General features: G+C 55.4%; 19 protein-coding genes and 3 tRNA genes. 16 read left to right on the plus strand and 6 right to left on the minus strand.

The window, feature by feature from the left end:
- Positions 1–142: 142 nt before the first annotated feature.
- A complete protein-coding gene (locus SIB88_RS14475) occupies positions 143–778 on the plus strand; it encodes a LysE family translocator (RefSeq protein WP_114112545.1) in 636 nt (211 codons plus the stop codon).
- Here the strand turns inward: SIB88_RS14475 and SIB88_RS14480 are convergent.
- Positions 750–1,628 (minus strand): sulfite oxidase heme-binding subunit YedZ, encoded by an 879-nt coding sequence (locus SIB88_RS14480; protein ID WP_412558359.1) that lies wholly within the window; start codon positions 1,626–1,628, stop codon positions 750–752. The genes SIB88_RS14475 and SIB88_RS14480 overlap by 29 nt on opposite strands.
- 237 nt (positions 1,629–1,865) lie before the next feature.
- Here SIB88_RS14480 and SIB88_RS14485 point away from each other — a divergent pair, with 237 nt between their 5' ends.
- Positions 1,866–2,288, plus strand: a complete 423-nt coding sequence (locus SIB88_RS14485) for a CoA-binding protein (RefSeq protein ID WP_101245999.1) — start codon at positions 1,866–1,868, stop codon at positions 2,286–2,288.
- A gap of 95 nt (positions 2,289–2,383) precedes the next feature.
- Here SIB88_RS14485 and SIB88_RS14490 read toward each other — a convergent pair whose 3' ends face one another.
- Positions 2,384–3,028, minus strand: coding sequence for a hypothetical protein (locus SIB88_RS14490; protein WP_068519234.1), 645 nt, complete (start codon positions 3,026–3,028; stop codon positions 2,384–2,386).
- A 173-nt stretch (positions 3,029–3,201) separates the two neighbouring features.
- Entirely contained in the window at positions 3,202–4,104 is a 903-nt protein-coding gene (locus SIB88_RS14495) for an OmpA family protein (RefSeq protein ID WP_101245998.1), read from the minus strand.
- A gap of 225 nt (positions 4,105–4,329) precedes the next feature.
- Here SIB88_RS14495 and SIB88_RS14500 point away from each other — a divergent pair, with 225 nt between their 5' ends.
- The 3 genes from SIB88_RS14500 (at position 4,330) to SIB88_RS14510 (ending at position 6,811) form a co-directional block, all read left to right on the plus strand.
- Entirely contained in the window at positions 4,330–5,316 is a 987-nt protein-coding gene (locus tag SIB88_RS14500) for a mechanosensitive ion channel family protein (protein ID WP_068519232.1), read from the plus strand.
- A 441-nt stretch (positions 5,317–5,757) separates the two neighbouring features.
- Entirely contained in the window at positions 5,758–6,339 is a 582-nt protein-coding gene (locus SIB88_RS14505; protein ID WP_412558360.1) for a DJ-1/PfpI family protein, read from the plus strand.
- Positions 6,340–6,496: 157 nt separating this feature from the next.
- Positions 6,497–6,811, plus strand: a complete 315-nt coding sequence (locus SIB88_RS14510; RefSeq protein WP_068519399.1) for a ribbon-helix-helix domain-containing protein — start codon at positions 6,497–6,499, stop codon at positions 6,809–6,811.
- Positions 6,812–6,931: 120 nt separating this feature from the next.
- Here the strand turns inward: SIB88_RS14510 and SIB88_RS14515 are convergent, their stop codons facing one another.
- From SIB88_RS14515 to pyk, 3 genes are all read right to left on the minus strand, one after another.
- Entirely contained in the window at positions 6,932–7,885 is a 954-nt protein-coding gene (locus SIB88_RS14515) for a hypothetical protein (RefSeq protein WP_412558361.1), read from the minus strand.
- A gap of 5 nt (positions 7,886–7,890) precedes the next feature.
- Positions 7,891–9,408: a hypothetical protein gene (locus SIB88_RS14520; RefSeq protein WP_068519229.1), complete on the minus strand. Its 1,518-nt coding sequence runs from the start codon at positions 9,406–9,408 to the stop codon at positions 7,891–7,893.
- Between the two features lie 476 nt (positions 9,409–9,884).
- A complete protein-coding gene (pyk, locus tag SIB88_RS14525) occupies positions 9,885–11,303 on the minus strand; it encodes a pyruvate kinase (protein ID WP_068519228.1) in 1,419 nt (472 codons plus the stop codon).
- Positions 11,304–11,590: 287 nt separating this feature from the next.
- Between pyk and SIB88_RS14530 the strand changes: the two genes are divergently transcribed.
- From SIB88_RS14530 to SIB88_RS14580, 11 genes are all read left to right on the plus strand, one after another.
- Positions 11,591–12,064: a deoxycytidylate deaminase gene (locus SIB88_RS14530; RefSeq protein WP_068519227.1), complete on the plus strand. Its 474-nt coding sequence runs from the start codon at positions 11,591–11,593 to the stop codon at positions 12,062–12,064.
- A 282-nt stretch (positions 12,065–12,346) separates the two neighbouring features.
- Positions 12,347–12,841: a response regulator gene (locus SIB88_RS14535; protein ID WP_068519226.1), complete on the plus strand. Its 495-nt coding sequence runs from the start codon at positions 12,347–12,349 to the stop codon at positions 12,839–12,841.
- A gap of 47 nt (positions 12,842–12,888) precedes the next feature.
- The gene (locus SIB88_RS14540; protein ID WP_228195980.1) at positions 12,889–13,392 is read left to right on the plus strand and encodes a transcriptional regulator; all 504 of its coding nucleotides are present in this window, start codon (positions 12,889–12,891) and stop codon (positions 13,390–13,392) included.
- A gap of 267 nt (positions 13,393–13,659) precedes the next feature.
- Positions 13,660–13,736: transfer RNA gene (locus tag SIB88_RS14545), tRNA-Asp, on the plus strand.
- 425 nt (positions 13,737–14,161) lie between these two features.
- Positions 14,162–14,238 (plus strand) — tRNA-Asp (locus SIB88_RS14550).
- Between the two features lie 183 nt (positions 14,239–14,421).
- Positions 14,422–14,498, plus strand: a tRNA-Asp gene (locus SIB88_RS14555).
- A gap of 462 nt (positions 14,499–14,960) precedes the next feature.
- Positions 14,961–16,550 (plus strand): ABC transporter substrate-binding protein, encoded by a 1,590-nt coding sequence (locus tag SIB88_RS14560; RefSeq protein ID WP_068518411.1) that lies wholly within the window; start codon positions 14,961–14,963, stop codon positions 16,548–16,550.
- Between the two features lie 16 nt (positions 16,551–16,566).
- Positions 16,567–17,634: an ABC transporter permease gene (locus SIB88_RS14565; RefSeq protein ID WP_101245995.1), complete on the plus strand. Its 1,068-nt coding sequence runs from the start codon at positions 16,567–16,569 to the stop codon at positions 17,632–17,634.
- Positions 17,635–17,636: 2 nt separating this feature from the next.
- A complete protein-coding gene (nikC, locus tag SIB88_RS14570; RefSeq protein WP_068518413.1) occupies positions 17,637–18,560 on the plus strand; it encodes a nickel transporter permease in 924 nt (307 codons plus the stop codon).
- A 2-nt stretch (positions 18,561–18,562) separates the two neighbouring features.
- Positions 18,563–19,405, plus strand: coding sequence for an ABC transporter ATP-binding protein (locus SIB88_RS14575; protein ID WP_206927409.1), 843 nt, complete (start codon positions 18,563–18,565; stop codon positions 19,403–19,405).
- An 8-nt stretch (positions 19,406–19,413) separates the two neighbouring features.
- Entirely contained in the window at positions 19,414–20,178 is a 765-nt protein-coding gene (locus SIB88_RS14580) for an ABC transporter ATP-binding protein (RefSeq protein ID WP_412558362.1), read from the plus strand.
- Positions 20,179–20,186: the final 8 nt, after the last annotated feature.

Raw genomic sequence — 20,186 nt, forward strand, 5'->3', positions numbered from 1 at the left:
TGAAGGGTTGCATTCGCATCTGAACTCTGCGTTTGCTCATATATCTGCTGCCATCGCGGTTCTGCCCGGGTGCCCTGTTGCGTTTGCCCGGCATTGGTCCTGCGATGGTGGCGACCTGTCACGCCCTGATGGAGTAACTCCGATGCCGTTTGAAATGTGGCTTGCCTTTGTCGTTGCCTGCACCGTCATTCTGATCATTCCCGGCCCGACCATCATGCTGGTGGTCAGCTACGCCCTGAGCAAGGGACGGCAAACCGCCTGGGCGACTGTTCCCGGCGTTGCCCTGGGCGATCTGACTGCAATGACCATTTCGCTGGCCGGGGCCGGTGCGCTTCTTGCCACCTCGGCCGAGGCCTTTACCATCCTGAAATTCTGCGGCGCTGCCTATCTGGTCTATCTGGGCATCAAGATGTGGCGCGATAATCCCGGTGCGTTGCAGGACAACCCGGATGCCAAACGCAACCGCCCGTCACGCATGTTCCTTCAGGCCTATGTGGTCACCGCCCTTAATCCCAAGGGCATCGTGTTCTTCATTGCCTTTGTGCCGCAATTCATCACGGCCGGAAGCCCGGTTTTGCCGCAATTCGTCGTCATGACCGCAACCTTTGTCATTCTGGCTGCGATCAATGTTGCGATCTGGGCGGTGATGGCCGCCGCCCTGCGTGAACGGTTCCGCCATCCTGATGCCATGCGTCGTCTGACCCGGGTTGGTGGCGGGGTGATGATTGGTGCGGGCTTGCTGACTGCCCTTACCCGCCGCGCGAGTGCTGCGGTCTAGAACCGGCACCAATCAGCGCCGATAACATCGCCCGTCCCGCACCATCGCGGCCAAACGGGTAAATCACCACCATCACAAGACCGGCCAGCAACACATTCCATGCCGGGCGCAATGGCCACATCCATTCAAGATTGGCCGCCACCACGCGCCCGGCCGGAATACCGGTCGCCAGCGCGTACCAGCCATATTCAATGCCCGCTGTCGCAAGGCCTGCGATCACCGCAATCACAACAAGCGTCACCGCCGACCGCAATGACCAGCCCCGCCAATGCGCAAACCGATACAGCATCAGGGCCACGAACAACCCGGCCATCAGGGTGGCTTCGCTGACATCGACCTTCGACTGCGTAAAGAAATGCAGTGCCCCCAGAACCGCAATCGGATAAACCAGTTTGTGCAGGCGCGCCCATTTCGCACCAAGCCGGCGCATTGCCGCCTTGGTCGAGGTCGCGGCAAGGATCGCAAGCCCGATCAGGGCGACAAACCCGATCGTCAGATAAATCCGAAGGACGATCTCGCTTGCGATCCTCCCAAGATCAAGGTTCTGACTGATGGCATAAAGCCCAAGATGAACCATCCCGTAACAAAAGGCCGCAACACCAACCTGGCGGCGCACCTGCACCAGCTTTGAAAATCGGGTAATCCGGCGCAATGGCGTAATCAAAAGCGATATCAAAAGGATCCTGATCGTCCAGTCGCCACTTTGCAGGATGGCTTCCTTGACCGGGATCGTCGCCCCGCCCTGTGCAATCACCGGCCACAGCAAAGCCACACCGGGCACAAGCAGCGCGACAAAGACCACCAGTTTGAAAAAGGAAAACCGTCCGGACGGATCAAGCCATGGATACATGCAGTCAAGCCTATGGTGTTGTAGCGCACGCAAGCGCGCGCCAAATTCAAACACGGCATCCCGGGAAAGCCGGAAACTGCCATGACCTACTCAAAGCGCATTTGATGTACCGCGTCATTTAAACTCGCCATCAACTTTCCGCGAGCCCGCCTTTCAACCCGTGACCCGCGCCAAACAGTTGCACAGGATCGCCGATCATATAACTATCAACCAAGAACAATTGATGGATTGAACAAAATGCCCCAGTTCGAAAACCCGGATGATGCCGCCCTTAAATCGCTTCTGGAAACGACCAGAACAATCGCCCTTGTCGGCGCCAGTCCCAAGCCTGATCGCCCGTCAAACCGGGTGATGAAATTCCTGCTTGATCGCGGATATCACGTGATCCCGGTCAATCCCGGTCAGGCAGGCGGGGAAATTCACGGTCAGACGGTGGTCGCCACCCTTGCCGACATTTCCGAACCGGTCGATATGGTCGATATCTTCCGCAATAGTGACGATGCCGCTGGTGTCGTGGATGAAGCCATCGCAATCAAGGCCAAGTCGGTCTGGATGCAGCTTGGCGTGCTGAACCCCGATGCGGCGTCCAGGGCAATCGATCATGGCATGGTTGCCGTGATGAACCGTTGCCCGGCCATCGAAATTCCCCGGCTGTTCTGATCGGGTGATTTTGCGAAATTTGCGATGGCGAGTCGCCAAAATAAAAAGGCACCGGAACCCGGTGCCTTTTGCCATTCAGTCAGACAAATGCATGATCAGCCGCGACCGCATTTTGCCATCAGTTCGGGCATCAGGCCCTGATTGCCGATAAAGACCGGCTGTACGGCACTGGTCACGCTATAGGTCGTGGTCTGTTCGTCAACGATCTGGTCATAAAGCCCCGATGTTTCGAGAACCAGCGACACCACCCCGTCCGACTTGATCCGCAATGCGGCAAAGCCGTTGGCATATTCTGTGCGGGCGCATTCACGGCCAAGGATCGTGTCAAAACGTTCCACCAGCGCGTAACGCGGATTTTCCGACAGATGATCCCGGCTGGCAACAGTGCCGGGGACGACATTGGGTTTGGGGATATATTTGCTGAACCGGGCTTGTGACTGGACGATATAGCCATCCGGGAAATAGACCGCGACATCTTCGGAAAGAAGGATGCGGTCACCAACAACCTGACCCGATCGCAACAGCGCCTTGATTCGTTTCCCCGGAATTTCCCCGGAAAACGCATTAAAGCGCAGCAACTTTCCGTCACCTCGCTGATCAGCATAAAACTTTTCAAAAGGTACGATTGGGGTTTTATCCGCTGCCATCGCAGCCGGTGTAATTGCCGCTGACGCAATCGCCAGTGCAAGTGTCACGCCCCCCGAGCGTCGCGAAAAGACCGCCGCAATGGCCTTTAGCATATGTCCCCGCCTCTCACTGATACGTGTCGGAATACTTCGCTGAGATTATGCAGATTAATCCGAATTTCAACTGTAATTCCTGCGAAATTCTTCGGCACAGGTAAAAGCACATATAAAAACAACGAGGTGGCATTATGCCACCTCGTTGCCAAAGATTTGGTAAATGTCGAAGCTTAGTCGACAGAAATCGTCACACGACGGTTACGCGGCTCACGAACACCATCCGGAGTCGGGATGAGAAGTTCGCCTTCACCAACCGCGTCGCTCTCGATCATGTCAGCTTTGATACCACGACCGGTCAGCTGCGACAGAGCAGCCTGTGCACGACGTTCGGACAGTTTCAGGTTATAGGCTGCCGAACCCGATGCATCGGCGTGACCGACGATCGCAACATTACCCATCGAAGTTGCCCACTGTTCGGCCGCTGCATCAAGAACGCGCTCCGAAACCGGGGTAATTGCAACACTGTCGAAATCGAAGAAGATCGTGAACAGACGTGCTTCTTTCGCAGCAACCGGTGCCGCAGCAGCCGGTGCCGGCTCTACCGCACGAAGTTCTGCCATCGCAGCTTCGAAGTCTTTCCAGCACTGGCTGATCAGCTCGGTCTGCCAGCCTTCTTCACTTTCCTCGATCCAGCAATCGAAACGGGCCTGTGCAATTGCTGCTGTGTCAGGCTTTTCTTCGCGCTTGCCATCATCAAGCAAACCGATCAGCTCGTCACGAACTGCACGTTTCTGTGCAATTTCTTCAGCCGAGAAACGCCAGTTTGCCGGATCTTCCGGAAGAATGGTTTCGTTGCTTGCTACTTTGCCGGCCTTTTTCGCAAAGAAATCGGCATCAAAGAAGTCGTACCACTCGTCAGCTTCACGCTGTGCATAAGCAATATACTCGGCTTTCAGCGCCTTGCCGAATGCGGTCGTCGGCTCGGTGCCAGAGATCGCAGATGATACGGAATTGCTGTATGTCAGCGGGTTACCACCATACATAACCGCAGTCCCGGAATTGTCTACGCTGCTACACGCACTCAGAAGCGCAACGCCACCAAGAGCACAAAGAATAGTCGGACGAATCTGCATGTCTTACCCCTGTCTTAAGGTTGTTATTCAGCAAATACTTTATCACCAAAGATGGTGAGATTATGTCTCAAAACGACCGAAAACGCGATTTGTTCCATACGTGTAAAAAGAATTGTGTTTTGCTACACACTTTTCAAGAACACATAAACCTGTAATTCTTATTGTGTCATACTGATGTATGAGTAGCAAATAATACAACCATGACACTGAGCGCACGAGGATGAAATGATTGAAACCGATGTATCCAAGATCACACTGATGCTAAAGCAGTTCGCACTCGGCTTTGGCATGGATCTTTTAGGCGCAATTGTCATCCTTGCCGTTGGCTGGTGGCTTGCCGGACGCGCCTCGGCACTGGTACGCCACTCGCTTAAAAATGCAAAATTTGTCGATGCGACTCTCAAGCCGCTGGCAGCAAGCATTGTGCGTTACGCAATCCTGGTATTCGTCCTCGTCGCGGTTCTTTCGAACTTTGGTGTGGAAACAACCAGCATCATCGCCGTCCTCGGTGCTGCCGGTCTGGCAATCGGTCTGGCACTGCAAGGCACGCTGTCAAACATCGCCGCCGGTGTCATGATCCTGATCCTGCGTCCGCTCAAGATTGACGAATTCGTCGAAGCCGGTTCGATTTCCGGTACCGTCGTTGAAATCACCCTGTTCACCACCCTGCTCAAGACGCCGGACGGTGTGTTCATTTCTGCCCCGAACTCGCAGATCTGGAACAGCGCGATCAAAAACTATTCGCGCAACCCGACCCGTCGTCTCGATATCAAGGTCGGCATCGCCTATGACGATGATGTTGATGCGGCACTTGATTTCCTGAAAAACCTGGTGGCATCCGATCCGCGCGTTCTCAAGGACCCGGAACCGATGAGCTTCGTCGCAACCCTTGGCGAAAGCTCGGTCGATCTGACCGCACGCGGCTGGGTGGCAACGTCCGAATTCTGGCCGACCTTCTTTGACCTGACACGCAAATCGAAAACCGAACTTGAAGCTGCCGGCTTCTCGATTCCGTTCCCGCAGCGTGACCTTCACATCATCGAATCTTCGGAAACTGCAAGCACCGCGACCAAAACAGCAGCCAAACCGGCTGCAAAGGCACCGGCCAAGAAACCGGCCACCCGGTCGCGTTCAACCGCTGCAAAATCGACCACCAAAACCACGGCGGCCAAAACCACCGCTGCGAAAAAGGCACCCGAAAGCAAAAGCTGACCGGTTCCTGATCCTTGATCACATGAAAGAGGCCCCGATAACGGGCCTCTTTTTTTATGGCAATTTTCAAGGCCGGGGCCGATGCTCCGCCCGCTACCTTGAACACTGGTTACAGAGCACAAGGCACAGGGCACAGGGCACAGGGCACAGGGCACAGGGCACAGGGCACAGGGCACAGGAAGGAACACCACGCACCATGCCTGTCAAATGCCATGCCATGCCATCGCCGTGCCAGCCCGACCGCAAAGGCGCATAACTGGCCCTTCCCTGCGCCCCTGTTCTTTCCCTCGGCACTCCTGTGGCAATCCCACGGCCCGCTATATATCCCCACGGCCTTTGCACCGGTCATGTAGTAGCCCGCTGTTACCCGCCCGGCTACTTGCAGGCGTATGATTTCCATCCCTCAACGACAATCACAACACGCCCGGGAGGATATAAACCATGTCTGCCAAAAAGATTTTGATGATCACCGGTGATTTCGCCGAAGATTACGAAACCATGGTGCCATTCCAGACCCTGCTTGCGGTCGGGCACAAAGTCGATGCCGTCTGCCCCGACAAGAAGACTGGCGATACCGTAGCAACCGCCATTCACGATTTCGAAGGCGATCAGACCTATAGCGAAAAGCGCGGTCATAACTTTGCACTGAATGCCGATTTCGCTTCAGCGCGTGCCGAAAACTATGACGCCCTTCTGATCCCCGGTGGCCGTGCGCCGGAATATCTTCGCCTGAACGAAGACGTCATCCGGCTTGTGCGCGATTTCAACGATGCCGGCAAACCGATTGCTGCTGTTTGTCATGGCGCACAGCTTCTGGCGGCTGCTGATATCATCAAGGGCCGCAAGGTTTCCGCCTATCCGGCCTGCGCCCCCGAAGTCAAACTTGGCGGCGGGATTTATGCCGATATCGCGATTGATGATGCCTGCACGGATGGCAACCTTGTCACCGCACCGGCCTGGCCGGCCCACCCCAAATGGCTGGCGGCTTTCCTTGCCGTTCTCGGGACCGACATAAAATTGTGATGATCAATCGCCCATTCGCTGATTGCGCTTGGGCGATTTTTCCCTGACCATGCACTGACGGGTCTGCGCAGACTTGGCAACAGGCCCGGACCATAAGCTGCCCGGCACCTTTTTCGCGGGACGCGAAACGGGCAGCATTGCAGGAAAGGCCGTCCTCATGTGTCAAATCTATTCCGGTACCGAACCCGAACTCTATCAGTGCGTCAGCCGGTCCGTGCGGATCAATGGCGTTGTCACCAGTCTGCGCCTTGAATTGCGCTTCTGGCAGATTCTCGATGAAATTTCGGCAGGCGAAGGCTTCAGCACCCCGCAATTTCTGGGCAAGATTTATGACGAGGTTGTCGCGCAGCGTGGCGACATCCCGAATTTTGCTTCCCTGCTACGGGTCATTTGCACGGTCTATCTGGAAAAGCAGATCGGACTGCACACCACACTAAACGAAGCCCAGACACGCTCGCGCCTGGTCAGCTAGACCAAAAGACCCGGGACTTTCAAAATAAACACACCCGCCCGCCTGAAACTCACATCGCGTGACTTCGGCCATCTATCGGGACGGGATTTTGCGTGGATGTGGGGATAAACCTGATCTTGGCTAGTTCAGCCAGGATGAAAGTTCGCGCGTGCTGAACCCGCCGCTGCGCATGATTGACGGATTGGCATTGCGTCGCAGGGTCGGCTCGGCCGGCTTTATGATGCTGTTGCGCTGATGCATGCCCGCCGCAGCACCGAAATCGATCTGGGATCGCGCCACAAGATCAGCAGCACTGGGCTGCGGCTTGCTGGCATTGATCGGATGCGGGGTTTGCTGTTTCTGCTTGGTCTCGTAGATCCAGCGCAGTTCCTGTTTCAGGGTCTGATATTCCGGCGTATCGGGTGCAGAGTTAACCTCGTTAACAATCTGCAACTTCACCATCTGCGGGAACCGGTCAAGGCGTTCCAGCAACATGAATTTCACGCTCGGACGCACCGCATCGGACCGCATAAGCTTCATCACCAGACGGCGATAGATATCAATACGCAGGTTTCCGTTCGATGCCAGTTCGATGAATTCTTCGACAAATTCGCGTGCCGCCATCTTGCCATCCAGAAGCGCACGCAGATTGTCGGCCATCGCCCGGCGATATGCTTCGCGAATTTCGACAACATGGTTGGATGCGCGGGTCCGCACCAGATGGAATGCTTCGGGGCTGAAAGCGTTCTTTGTCAGAAGCTTGGCGCAATCGGCCACCAGTTCGTGTTTGGTGGCATCCGAAACCACTTCAAACACGCCGGTAATCAGTTCCTTGCATTTTGCATGCGGTCCCATGCGGATCGCCGCGGCCAGCGCCATCGGGCTTTCCGGATCGCGGGTCGCGATAACAGCAAGCGCCAGCGGATCATCATATTGCATCAAGGCCAGATCATTGCTCAGCAAATGTTCCGGCATCAAAAGACGTTGTTGCTTCGCCGCCCCGGTCACTGTCAGCGGCTCGCCACTCTGATAGCTTTCCTTGATGGTCAGCGCGTATTTCAACGCGTCATATGAGATGCCGTGATTGCTGCTCATGGCACTCAGTCCCCTTTGGGCCCCTTGCTGAGCCGCCTGTCAGAGACCAGCCCTTCAAGGCCGCCATTGTTGCGGCCTGCCCGTGGGCGAATATTCGGGTTCGGATTGCGTTTGTTCGACGCAGCCGGTGCTTGCGCACTCTCCTTTTCGGCCCGCGGGCGTGATGCCGATGCGGCGGGCTTGGTATCGTTAAAGAAGTCGATATACCAATCCATATCCGTCGATGCCATGGCATAACGTCCCCCCGCGGCCGGGCTTTCGATATTGGCTTCGGGGATACCGTTGCTGATCTGAAGCACGACCGATGACGGGGCGGTCATGCCCGCACGCCATGCCAGTGCCGTGATCGCACGCGCGCTTCCGGAATCAAGGATTTTGGAAACCGCACTGATCGGGATTTGCGCATAATGGGCCAGCGACTGCACAACCAGCGCATCTTCATTCCGCGAAACCGCGTCCAGAATATACTGGTCGATCGTCATCTTCTGGTTCGATGCCGTTTCATGATCGTGATCAAGCATCACGTCATCGGCAATCTCGACCGGCATCCCGGCATCCGCCGGATGCAGCGGCATGCGGTTTTCAAACCGTGCCTTTTCAATCCGCTGGCGAACCGACTGGCGCAACGCGCGGGCAACCTCGGTGCGCATGCGCCCCTGTTCAACCAGAGTATCAAACAGCGATGCCATGATGAAATGGGCGATACGGCGCTGGGCCTGACGCGAAATGCGGCTCTGCCCGCCCAAAAGATCCCCTTCCGGCGATTTGGGTTTGGCGACCTTGCGTTCTGTGAAATGCGGCGTCATGGCAACAACGTTGCGCGGCGCGTCATCAGATGACAGCAACCGGTTCAAAAGACTGCTTTTTTCTTTTTCGGCCTGCTGCTCGATCAGGCGTGCCTTGGCTGCGGCTTCCTGTTCTTCGCGTGCGCGTTCTGCGGCGGTCTGAACAAATTCACCGCGCCCGCGCATGATATCAAGGAAGTCGGAATCACTTAGAAGTTCGATATATTCGCCAATCGACACGCGCCCAATCGCCTGGATATCCTGACGCAGACGGCTTGCCGCCTGACGGGTCATATAGGGCGTATGCCCCAGTTCCTGCTCGATCAGATTGATGACCTGCGGACGATAGCAATCGCCCATATTGGCAATGGCTGCGACAAACTCCTCGACCATTTCAAGGCGTTCGGACGGGCTGACATCATTAAGATGACGGCGCAAACGGCGGGCAACATCCATACGGACATCGCTGTCAAAATCCGGTGCGTCTTCGTCTTCTTCGGCATAGGCCATTTCGTTCGACAAACGGGCCGCATGCTCAAGAGCAGTCTGTTCTGAAATTTCTTCGCTGGAATTCTTGCGCGGGATCGACCGCCCACGTGCGTTTCCTGCATCAGCCGAAAAAGCATCGGGTGCGACTGTACGGACAGTGTCAGCAAGATCACGCAGCTTCGCCGTGGCTTTATCGTCAAGCCCCCCGTCGCCGGTGTTTTTCTGCCGATTGAACATCCAACTCAGCATTATCGCAGCAATTCCCCTGGTCCCTTGCCTGGCGGCGGATCGGGTATCAATTAGTCAGATACCCGTCGTTTTTATGTTTTGTCAGAACAGTTTAACCAGAACTGACCGTGATAAACAACCAGACAAGACGTCTAAATTTAAATCCCCAACATCAAGGACCGATGCCATCAGACACAGCCTTGATTACCTCTAGACTATCGGCGGAAAGACTCAAAAAAACATTAACAATACAGCGCCCTAAACAAACCGCTGATATTCGCCCCCGATCATCGCCCGGAAGTTACTCTGAAGTTATCCGGTTTGGTCACCTCCCCGGTCCGCTTCGCCCCCATTTGCTGACCGTCCCGGCTTCACGGTTTTTCCAATTCCGGGCGAGCCCCCGGATACGACACGTTTGGAAATTTCGGGCATAAAAAAACGGGCGACCGTTGTGGCCGCCCGTTTTGATATCCGTTACCGGATCAAATCATATCAGATCAGTTGCTGACCCATGCGATACGCAGGATGTTGGTCGCCCCCGGAGTACCAAACGGAACACCGGCGGTAATCACCAGCGAATCACCCGGTCCGGCGAATTCTTCGCGCTGGGCAACTTCACAGGCAATGCCGACCATTTCGGCAAAGTTGGTCGCATCACGGGTAAAGACCGGATGCACGCCCCAGCACAGCGCCAGACGACGTGCGGTCTGAATCCGCGGCGTCAGGCCAAGGATCTGCACTTCCGGACGCTCACGCGCGGCACGGAATGCGGTTGAACCCGACGTGGTATAGTTGACAACTGCCTTGGACCCGATGGTTTTTGCCACCTGACGGGCCGCCGCACTGATCGCATCCGGTGCGTTATGTTCCGGATCCGGGCGGTTGGCGTCACGCATGCGGAAATACAGCTCATCCTGTTCCACACGCACCAGAATACGGTCCATGATCGAAACGGTTTCAAGCGGGTATTTACCAACCGCACTTTCTGCTGACAGCATCACGGCATCGGCACCGTCATAGATCGCGGTTGCAACGTCGGATGCTTCGGCGCGGGTCGGTGCCGGGTTGGATACCATCGAATCAAGCATCTGGGTCGCAACAATCACCGGCTTGCCGGCCTCGCGGCAGGCCTTGATGATGCGTTTCTGCAGAATCGGCACATCTTCGGGCGGGCATTCAACGCCAAGGTCACCACGGGCGACCATCACCATGTCAGACAGATCGACGATCTCGTCGAGATGCTCGATCGCCTGCGGCTTTTCGAGCTTGGAAACGATGGCGGCACGACCCTGAATGATCTTGCGGGCTTCGGCGACATCTTCCGGGCGCTGCACGAATGACAGGGCGACAAAATCAACGCCCATCTCAAGACCATATACCAGATCGGCACGGTCCTTTTCGGTCAGCGGCGACAATGGCAACATCACATCGGGAAGATTGACACCCTTGCGGTTCGACAGCGGACCACCGGTGATCACGGTACATTCGGCTGACTTGTCATCGCATTTTTCAACGCGCATGCGCAGCTTGCCATCGTCAAGCAACAGGTTCGCACCCGGCTTCAATGCGGCATAGACCTCGGGATGCGGCAAGGAGACGCGCTTATTGGTGCCCGGGGTCTTGTCCATATCAAAGGTGAAGGTATCGCCGGCTTCGAGTTCGACCTTTTCATCGGCAAAGGTGCCAACACGGATCTTCGGCCCCTGAAGGTCCATCAGAATTCCGATCGGACGGCCGAGCTTTTCTTCGACCGCGCGGATGGCTTCGAACCGGGCCAGATGTTCAGCGTGTTCCCCGTGCGAAAAGTTCAGGCGAAATACATCGACGCCCGACTTTACGATTTTCTCAAGGATTTCTGGCTTGGAACTCGCCGGCCCCAGGGTCGCGATGATTTTCGCCTTACGTTGACGGCGCATCGGCTACTACCTCTTGTTATTTGGTTTACACGTGAGCCCTGCCGCTTCGGCCTGCATCTGCGGCGAGGCGTCAAGGCGTCCTGATCTTTTTCTGGGGGTAACCCCTTAATAGTCAATCAGCCCCTATTTGAACAGGGGCTTTTCATTAAATGCCTTTACAAAAATGTGATTTTTCACTGGACAATTACAAGAAGCCCCCTCTTAAAAGGTAACCGGACACGCATCCGGGCAATGGGCAATCACCTGTCGATTGCCGCTTTTCAGTGACGCAAACAGGGCTTCTTTCGATGAGCAAATGGCACCACCGTTTTCTGGGCCTCGCCGCCCACATCGCAGACTGGTCAAAAGACCGCAGCACCCAGGTCGGTGCGGTTGTCATCGGCCCGAAAAAGGAAATCCGCGCAGTCGGCTATAACGGATTCCCGCGCGGCGTCGATGACGAAGTCGAAAGCCGCCATCAGCGTCCTGAAAAATACGCCTATACCGAACATGCCGAACGCAATGCCATTTATAATGCAAGTTATACCGGCACATCCCTTGATGGCTGTTCGCTGTATGTGACCCATTTTCCATGCTGCGACTGTGCGCGCGCCATTATCCAGGCCGGCATCGCCGAGGTTTTCGTCGATAAAACCAAACTGACCGCCGATTTTCTGGAACGCTGGGAACAGGATATGAAAATCTCGACCGAGATGTTCGAAGAATCCGGCGTTGCCGTGCAAGTCATTGATGATGATGGCACAACCGAACCGATGAAATAATCTATCAGCCCCTTTACTATTGCCCAAAGCCCCCAATATGGTGGGCGTGCAACTCGGGTACGAGCACCAATAAAAAAAAGACTATCGCGCTTTCTGTTCACAACCAGCGGCTGGTCCGGCGTCAGTATTTGTCAGATTCTCGGGGCTTCTCACGGGCGGTTTGACCTTGCTGGAAACCAGACAAAGGTATAAGGGTTTATACAACAGCAACCGAAATGATTTGCTGCTGTTGGTCCCTGAACAGCGACGCATTTCGTGATGATGCTCAGGAAACGAGGCCGGATGAACGCGAAAATCGACTTTAGTAAAATCAGTTTTCTGATCGTTGACGGGGACAAGATTTCAGCTCAAGTAGTGTACGACACGCTGGCCTATCTCGGCGCCAGTCACATTCAGCGCGTAAAGACACCGAATGACGCGTTTGATGTTCTGCGCAGTGAAAAGATTGATATCGTTGTGTGCGAATGGCGACTCCGGGGCATGGATGGCCTTGAATTCCTTGACGTCATGCGCAATTCGACCAATTCACCCAACAGGTTCATTCCTGTGATTATGCTGACTGCACATTCGGAACACCGTTACGTGACCACTGCACGTGACCTTGGCATTACGGAATTTCTTGCCAAGCCTTTCAATGCCAAGGCACTTTATAGCCGACTGGTGTCGGTCATCGCGCGGCCCAGACGTTTCATCAATACCGGAACGTATTTCGGCCCCGACCGTCGCCGCAGACAGGTCCAGTTCGACGGCCCTGACCGAAGGAGCCTTGACGAATGACCCATTATGACTGGGGAAGCGGAGCAATCGTGAAACCGGAAGAGCCTATGAAAAAGAAGAATGTTCAGATCATCCCCGCACAGACTGACCTGAAGCGGCGGGCTGTCAACTTCGTCAAGGGCTTTGACATCAATCTGTCGCCTGAACAGCTCGAAGAGCTGGAAAAAGTCGTGCAGCGCAGCTCGGAAACCTTTGTGCGTGATATCGGCAAGGATCTGATGGATTGCCGCCGCATGATCATTCAGGCGCTTGGCGACAAAACCAAACGCCAGGATGCGGTTGCGACCAGCTCCGACCTTGCCTATTCGGTCAAGGCGCTTGGCGGTACCTTCCAGTATCCGCTGATGACGCAGATCGCAAAATCGATGGAAAACTTCGTGGCGGACCGCACCACCGCCAATGAAAAACAGTTGCTGGTCATCCAGCTGCATATTGACTCACTCTATGTCATTCTTGCGGGCCGCGTGACCGGCTTTGGCTCGACCGTTGAACAGGCAACTGTTGCGGCCCTGACCAAACTTGCCGAACGCTACGAACAGCCCCGCGAATAGGCTTCTGGAAACGCAATCAACATGTTTGCGTTTCCGCCTTTCTGATCCCGATCCGAATATCCCTTCCTGATCCCGTCCGTTGCACCGCATATCGCGGCACCATGACGTCTGCCTGCATGCTGGAATGCCCGATGCAACGGAACCCTGACGCTTCTCAATCACGGCGGGTTTCTACCCACAGAAGAAACGACAAAGAAATTTGAAATTCCGGTCAAAAACCGCTTGCGCCCCCATGGGGTGACTGCTAAAAACCGCGCCACACACCATGCGGGTGTAGCTCAGTTGGTTAGAGCGCCGGCCTGTCACGCCGGAGGCCGCGGGTTCAAGTCCCGTCACTCGCGCCATTCCCTCCCAATGGGAATGACATTCAAAAAAGCACCACGGTTCATCCGCTGGTGCTTTTTTGTTTTTATCCCCGGTACAAACGCACTGCTCCCACCTCCCCTTACCATCTGGCGGTCAGACCAGTGGCAATTTCCCGCCGCCATCACGATCATCAATCTTGATTTTTCCGGCCCCGGGTTTGTTTTGGCCAACTTTTCGGGCTTGGTCCTGGCACCATGCCTTGATCGGGTCTGGGCCCTGTCCGGGTTAACCTCCCCGGTCATATGGACGGGCATCTGACGGGGCTGATAAAACCGCGCACAACCTTTTGATATCTGGCATTTTTTCCCGATCGGGATCGCCGGCCTTATACGACTGTCCTTTTTTTGCAAAAAAGCCCTTGCCAGACTGAACCGCCCCTTATATAAACCGCGCCACACACCATGCGGGTGTAGCTCAGTTGGTTAGAGCGCCGGCCTGTCACGCCGGAGGCCGCGGGTTCAAGTCCCGTCACTCGCGCCATTCCCTCCCGATGGGAATGACATTCAAAAAAGCACCACGGTTTATCCGCTGGTGCTTTTTTGTTTTCGGCTCAAAGCCGCGCCAAAGCGGCACTTTCCGGTGGCATTATTTTTCTTTGAAAAATCTGACAAAAAGCCCTTGCCAGACCGGACCACCCCTTATATAAACCGCGCCACACACCATGCGGGTGTAGCTCAGTTGGTTAGAGCGCCGGCCTGTCACGCCGGAGGCCGCGGGTTCAAGTCCCGTCACTCGCGCCATTCCCTCCCAATGGGAATGACATTCAAAAAAGCACCACGGTTTATCCGCTGGTGCTTTTTTGTTTTCTTCCTCTTTTTTCTCGGTCTTTGTTTTCGCCGTGCGGTCACACCGCATCGCGGGCAAAACCACCTCCCCGACGCCATCCTGACGGTTACAACCACATTTACGTGTAACGACTGCGCAATAATTCAACCCTTATACGAAAATCCCGCAACAAATTTCGGAATTGATCAGTTTTGGAGCAATCCTGACCGTCTGGTCATTGATTAATCGTATAAATTATGCTCAGCTTCGCAGGCATTTAGCGAAAAACTTGCAGGCCGCCCCACTTTGGGCTTGTAGGCATTGACCGCGATCCGTCGCGCTGACCCATTGGCGTCTCGCCAGCGGATTGTTGTTTGATTGTCTATCGGTCTTCGCCTTGGCCTGCAGTCCCACAACAACAAAACGGGAGGCGCATCATGCGCAAACTAATCGCAGGGCTGGTCATGGGGACCGCGCTCGCTACCATGCCGTTGGCGGCACAGGCTGAAACGCCGAAAAACGCACTTGTCATGGCATTTGCCATCGATGACATCATCACCCTCGATCCGGCACAGATCTTCGAGTTTTCCGGCGCAGAATATGCCGGTAACACCTATGACCGTCTGATCGGCTTTGATAACGACGATGTTTCAAAAATTCACGGCGTAATCGCCGAAAGCTGGGACGTCTCTGAAGACGGCAAAACCTTCACCTTCAAAATCCGTGACGGCATCAAATTCGCATCGGGTAACGACCTGACTGCAGAAGATGCAGCCTTCTCGCTTCAGCGCGTGATCCTGCTTGATCAGTCACCGGCATTCATTCTTGGTCAGTTCGGCTTTACCCCGGAAAACGTAAAAGACAAAATCCGTGCGGTTGACGATTCCACGCTGGTTATGGAAGTCGACAAACCCTACGCGCCAAGCTTCGTTCTGTACTGCCTGACCGCGGGTGTTGGTGCCGTTGTTGATAAAGAAGAAGTTCTTGCGCACGAAGTCGATGGCGATCTCGGCCATGAATGGCTCAAAACCAACTATGCCGGTTCCGGTCCGTTCAAACTGAACAAATGGACGGCTGGCGAAAGCCTCAGCCTGACCGCAAATGACGATTACTGGGACGGTGCGCCGGAAATGAAGCGCGTCATCATCCGTAACGTCAAAGAAGCCGCTGCTCAGCAGCTTTTGCTTCAGAAAGGCGACATCGATATCGCCCGTAACCTCGAAGCTGACCAGCTTGCTGCGGTCAAGGACGATGCCAACATCAAGCTTCTGTCCAAAGGCAAAGGCGCACTTTGGTATCTTGGCCTGTCCCAGAAAAACGAATACCTCTCGAACCCGAAAGTTCGCGAAGCTCTGAAATATCTGGTTGATTACAAAGGTATTTCTGAAACCATTCTTGCTGGCCGCTCCCAGATCCATCAGGGCTTCCTGCCTGAAGGTTTCCTTGGCGCCTATAACGAAAACCCCTACAGCCTTGATATCGAAAAAGCCAAATCGCTTCTTGCCGAAGCAGGCCTTGCTGACGGTTTTTCGGTAACCATGGATACCCGTAACACCACCTCGATCATGGCGATGGCCCAGTCGATCCAGGCTACCTGGGCACAGGCAGGCATCAATCTGGAAATCATTCCGGGTGATGGCAAGCAGACCCTGACCAAATATCGCGCCCGCCAGCACGACATCTATATCGGTCGCTGGGGCCCGGATTATCAGGATCCGCACACCAACGCATCCACCTTTGCCTGGAACCCGGACAATTCCGACGACGCGACCGCCAAGCCGCTGGCATGGCGTAACGCCTGGGATGCCGGTGACCTGACTGCACAAACCGATGCAGCAACCCTTGAACGTGACGATGCGAAACGTGCAGCAATGTATGTGGACCTTCAGAAGAAAGTTCTGGCTGACGGCCCGTTCGTGATCATGTTCCAGGAAACCGAAATTGCATCGATGCGTGGCAATGTGAACAATTTCGTCCTCGGCCCGTCATTCGATAACAACTATTATCGCTTTGTAACCAAGGACTAAGGAGACAACGGTCGTAATGTCCGCTGTTACACGCAAAAACCGGGACGGGCGCAAACGCGCCCGTCTCATTTCAGGCAAGGCAGGAAGCCTCCTGCGGATTGTCTTCTCGCTCGCCATCACCTTTTTCGGCCTGCTGCTTGTCACCTTCCTGATCGGTCGCGTTTTGCCCATCGATCCGGTTCTGGCCGCAGTCGGCGATCGCGCCCCCCAGGATGTCTATGACCGCGTCCGCGAAGAAATGGGCCTCAATCTGCCGCTTTGGCAGCAATTCTTTATCTATATTTCCAATGTCGTACAGGGTGACTTCGGCCAATCGGTCCTGACCGCAAACCCGGTCATCGAAGACATCAAACGTGTTTTCCCCGCGACCCTGGAACTGGCAACACTTGCGACATTCATCGGTGTGGTTCTTGGCATTCCCGCGGGCGTTTTCGCCGCGATCAACAAGGGTAAATGGCCGGACCATGTCGTACGCGTGATCGGTCTTGCCGGTTATTCCATGCCGATCTTCTGGCTTGGTCTGATGGGGCTTCTGGTCTTTTACATGAAGCTCGACTGGGTCGCAGGCCCCGGACGTCTGGACGCCTTTTATATCGACTTTATCGAGCCAACTACCGGCCTGATGCTGATTGATACCCTGATCGAAGGCGACATGGACCTGTTCTGGAATGCGGTATCCCATATCATTCTGCCCGCGTCGATCCTTGCCTATTTCTCGCTGGCCTATATTGCCCGCATGACCCGGTCCTTCATGCTCGAACAGCTTAGTCAGGAATATATCCTGACCGCCCGGGTCAAAGGCATTTCCGAACATCGCATCATCTGGCGTCACGCGCTTGGCAATGTCATGGTGCCCCTGGTGACCGTGATTGCGCTGTCCTATGCCAACCTGCTCGAAGGTTCGGTTCTGACCGAAATCATCTTTGCCTGGCCGGGACTTGGTCTTTACATCACCAACTCGCTGCTCAATGCCGATATGAACGCGGTTCTTGGCGGCACGGTTGTGGTTGGTGCGGTCTTTATCGGCGTGAACATGCTGTCTGACGTGCTTTACCGCCTGCTCGATCCCAGAGCGCGGAGATAATCATGAATACACAAACAACCATCTCCAAACCGGGCCTGAAACAGTGGCTGACTTCCGACACCCCCCGCTCGCGGCTTCAGGCAAAATGCGGTCGCGCATGGCTGGGCTGGATCAAGTTCACCGAAAACAAGCTGGCCATGATCGGGCTTTCGATTGTCATCGGCCTGATCCTTGTCACCATTTTTGCGCCCCTTCTGGCCCCCTATGATCCGCTTGCTGCCGACCTTGCCAACCGCATTCAGCCCCCCGGGGCAGATCACTGGTTCGGCACCGATCAGCTGGGCCGTGATATTCTGTCGCGTCTGATTTACGGCGCGCAATATACCCTGCTGATTGTCGGGCTTGTTGCCATTACCGCCGCCCCGCTTGGCCTTCTGGTCGGCACCGCAGCCGGTTTCTTTGGCGGCTGGGTTGATGCGACATTGATGCGCATCACCGATATCTTTCTGGCCTTCCCGAAACTGATCCTGGCACTGGCCTTTGTCTCGGCGCTTGGCCCGGGGCTTGAAAATGCCATTCTGGCAATCGCGATTACCGCCTGGCCGCCCTATGCCCGTATCGCACGTGCTGAAACGATCACGGTGCGCAAATCCGACTTCATCGAAGCCGCCCGCCTTCAGGGCACCTCGAATATGGGTCTGATTATCGGCCATATCATGCCGATGTGCATGAGCTCGCTGGTCGTCCGCGTTACCCTTGATATGGCGGGCATGATCCTGATTGCCGCCGGTCTTGGTTTCCTTGGTCTTGGGGCACAGCCGCCAATGCCCGAATGGGGTGCCATGGTGTCCGATGGCCGACAGTTCCTGCTCGAACAATGGTGGGTTGCCACGGTTCCCGGTATTGCCATTTTCGTCGTCAGCCTTGGCTTCAACCTTCTGGGTGATGGCCTGCGTGATGTTCTTGATCCGCGTGGAGGGGATTGATCATGTCAAACGAACCCCTTTTGAACGTCAAAAACCTCAAGGTCACCTTCAACACCCCCAAGGGTGAGGTCAATGCCGTGCGCGGTGTGTCCTTCAGCCTCGGGCGGGAACGCCTCGGGATTGTCGGGGAATCCGGTTCGGGCAAATCCCAGACCGGGCGGGCCATTCTTGGCCTGACGGCGGCAAATGGTCGCATCACCGCAGACGAGCTTAAATTCCACGATGTCGACCTTGCCAACCTGACACCCAAACAATGGCGCAAGGTGCGGGGCGCGCGTATTTCCATGATCATGCAGGATCCGAAATACTCGCTCAACCCGGTCATGACCATTGGCGATCAGATCATCGAGGCCTATCGCGAACACCACAAGGTCAACGCCAGGGAAGCCCGTCATCGCGCCATTGATATGCTCGAAGCAGTCAAAATCCGCGATCCCGAACGCGTCTTCAATTCCTATCCGCACGAAGTTTCGGGCGGCATGGGACAGCGCGTGATGATCGCCATGATGCTCATCCCCGAACCCGAACTGATCATTGCCGATGAACCGACATCGGCCCTTGATGTCACGGTTCAGCTTCAGGTGATGGCAATCCTTGACGACCTGGTGCGCGATCGCGGCATGGCGCTGATTTTCATCAGCCATGACCTGCATCTGGTTTCAAGCTTCTGCGATCGGGTTCTGGTCATGTATCAGGGTCACGTGGTCGAAGAACTGGCCGCCTCTGCCCTGCACGAAGCCAAACATCCCTACACCAAGGGCCTTTTGAACTGCTTGCCGAAAATGGATGGCGATCATTCCGATCTGCCGATCCTTGAACGCGAAGCAAGCTGGGCAGAAGGATAAGAACCACAATGATTGAAATCAGCAAACTCAACGCATGGTTCGATGATCATCACGTTCTCAAGGACGTCGATATCTCTGTGCCTGCAAACGGATCATTCGGTCTGGTCGGGGAATCCGGATCGGGGAAATCAACGGTCCTGCGTACCATTACCGGCCTTGTAGACGACTGGGACGGCAACATTCTGGTCAATAACAAGGAACTCGGCACCACCCGCGACAAGGCCTTTTATCGTCTTGTCCAGATGGTGTTTCAGGACCCGTTCGGATCGCTCCATCCACGTCATACCATTGACCGCATCCTGACCGAACCGGTCAATATCCACGGTCTTGGCAATTCCGATAGCCGCGTGGTCGAGGCGCTTAAACAGGTCGGTCTGGATAACTCCTTCCGGTTCCGTTACCCGCATCAGCTTTCCGGCGGTCAACGTCAGCGCGTGGCAATTGCCCGCGCGCTGATCCTCGAACCCAAGGTGCTGTTGCTTGATGAACCGACATCGGCCCTCGATGTGTCCATTCAGGCCGAAGTGCTTAACCTTCTCAGCCGTTTGCGCCGGGATTTGGGCCTGACCTATATCATGGTCAGTCACGATCTCGCGGTTGTGGCCCATATGTGTGACGATATTGCCATCATGAACCATGGTCGCATTGTCGAACGCGCCACCGCCGGTCAACTTGCCGAAGGGTCGCTTGAACACCCCTACTCCCAACAGCTTTACAAGGCTGCTGGCGGCTATGACCGTGCTGTGGTTGACAGTTTCGTCGATTGGGATTGATCCGCCCT

The sequence above is a fragment of the Thalassospira sp. MIT121401 genome, assembly GCF_047125595.1.
Lineage (GTDB): Bacteria > Pseudomonadota > Alphaproteobacteria > Rhodospirillales > Thalassospiraceae > Thalassospira > Thalassospira povalilytica.

Coding starts and splice junctions, on each gene's coding strand:
- SIB88_RS14475 (WP_114112545.1), top strand. CDS start 143: ATGCCGTTTGAAATGTGGCTTGCCTTTGTCGTTGCCTGCACCGTCATT.
- SIB88_RS14480 (WP_412558359.1), bottom strand. CDS start 1,628: ATGTATCCATGGCTTGATCCGTCCGGACGGTTTTCCTTTTTCAAACTG.
- SIB88_RS14485 (WP_101245999.1), top strand. CDS start 1,866: ATGCCCCAGTTCGAAAACCCGGATGATGCCGCCCTTAAATCGCTTCTG.
- SIB88_RS14490 (WP_068519234.1), bottom strand. CDS start 3,028: ATGCTAAAGGCCATTGCGGCGGTCTTTTCGCGACGCTCGGGGGGCGTG.
- SIB88_RS14495 (WP_101245998.1), bottom strand. CDS start 4,104: ATGCAGATTCGTCCGACTATTCTTTGTGCTCTTGGTGGCGTTGCGCTT.
- SIB88_RS14500 (WP_068519232.1), top strand. CDS start 4,330: ATGATTGAAACCGATGTATCCAAGATCACACTGATGCTAAAGCAGTTC.
- SIB88_RS14505 (WP_412558360.1), top strand. CDS start 5,758: ATGTCTGCCAAAAAGATTTTGATGATCACCGGTGATTTCGCCGAAGAT.
- SIB88_RS14510 (WP_068519399.1), top strand. CDS start 6,497: ATGTGTCAAATCTATTCCGGTACCGAACCCGAACTCTATCAGTGCGTC.
- SIB88_RS14515 (WP_412558361.1), bottom strand. CDS start 7,885: ATGAGCAGCAATCACGGCATCTCATATGACGCGTTGAAATACGCGCTG.
- SIB88_RS14520 (WP_068519229.1), bottom strand. CDS start 9,408: ATGCTGAGTTGGATGTTCAATCGGCAGAAAAACACCGGCGACGGGGGG.
- pyk (WP_068519228.1), bottom strand. CDS start 11,303: ATGCGCCGTCAACGTAAGGCGAAAATCATCGCGACCCTGGGGCCGGCG.
- SIB88_RS14530 (WP_068519227.1), top strand. CDS start 11,591: ATGAGCAAATGGCACCACCGTTTTCTGGGCCTCGCCGCCCACATCGCA.
- SIB88_RS14535 (WP_068519226.1), top strand. CDS start 12,347: ATGAACGCGAAAATCGACTTTAGTAAAATCAGTTTTCTGATCGTTGAC.
- SIB88_RS14540 (WP_228195980.1), top strand. CDS start 12,889: ATGAAAAAGAAGAATGTTCAGATCATCCCCGCACAGACTGACCTGAAG.
- SIB88_RS14560 (WP_068518411.1), top strand. CDS start 14,961: ATGCGCAAACTAATCGCAGGGCTGGTCATGGGGACCGCGCTCGCTACC.
- SIB88_RS14565 (WP_101245995.1), top strand. CDS start 16,567: ATGTCCGCTGTTACACGCAAAAACCGGGACGGGCGCAAACGCGCCCGT.
- nikC (WP_068518413.1), top strand. CDS start 17,637: ATGAATACACAAACAACCATCTCCAAACCGGGCCTGAAACAGTGGCTG.
- SIB88_RS14575 (WP_206927409.1), top strand. CDS start 18,563: ATGTCAAACGAACCCCTTTTGAACGTCAAAAACCTCAAGGTCACCTTC.
- SIB88_RS14580 (WP_412558362.1), top strand. CDS start 19,414: ATGATTGAAATCAGCAAACTCAACGCATGGTTCGATGATCATCACGTT.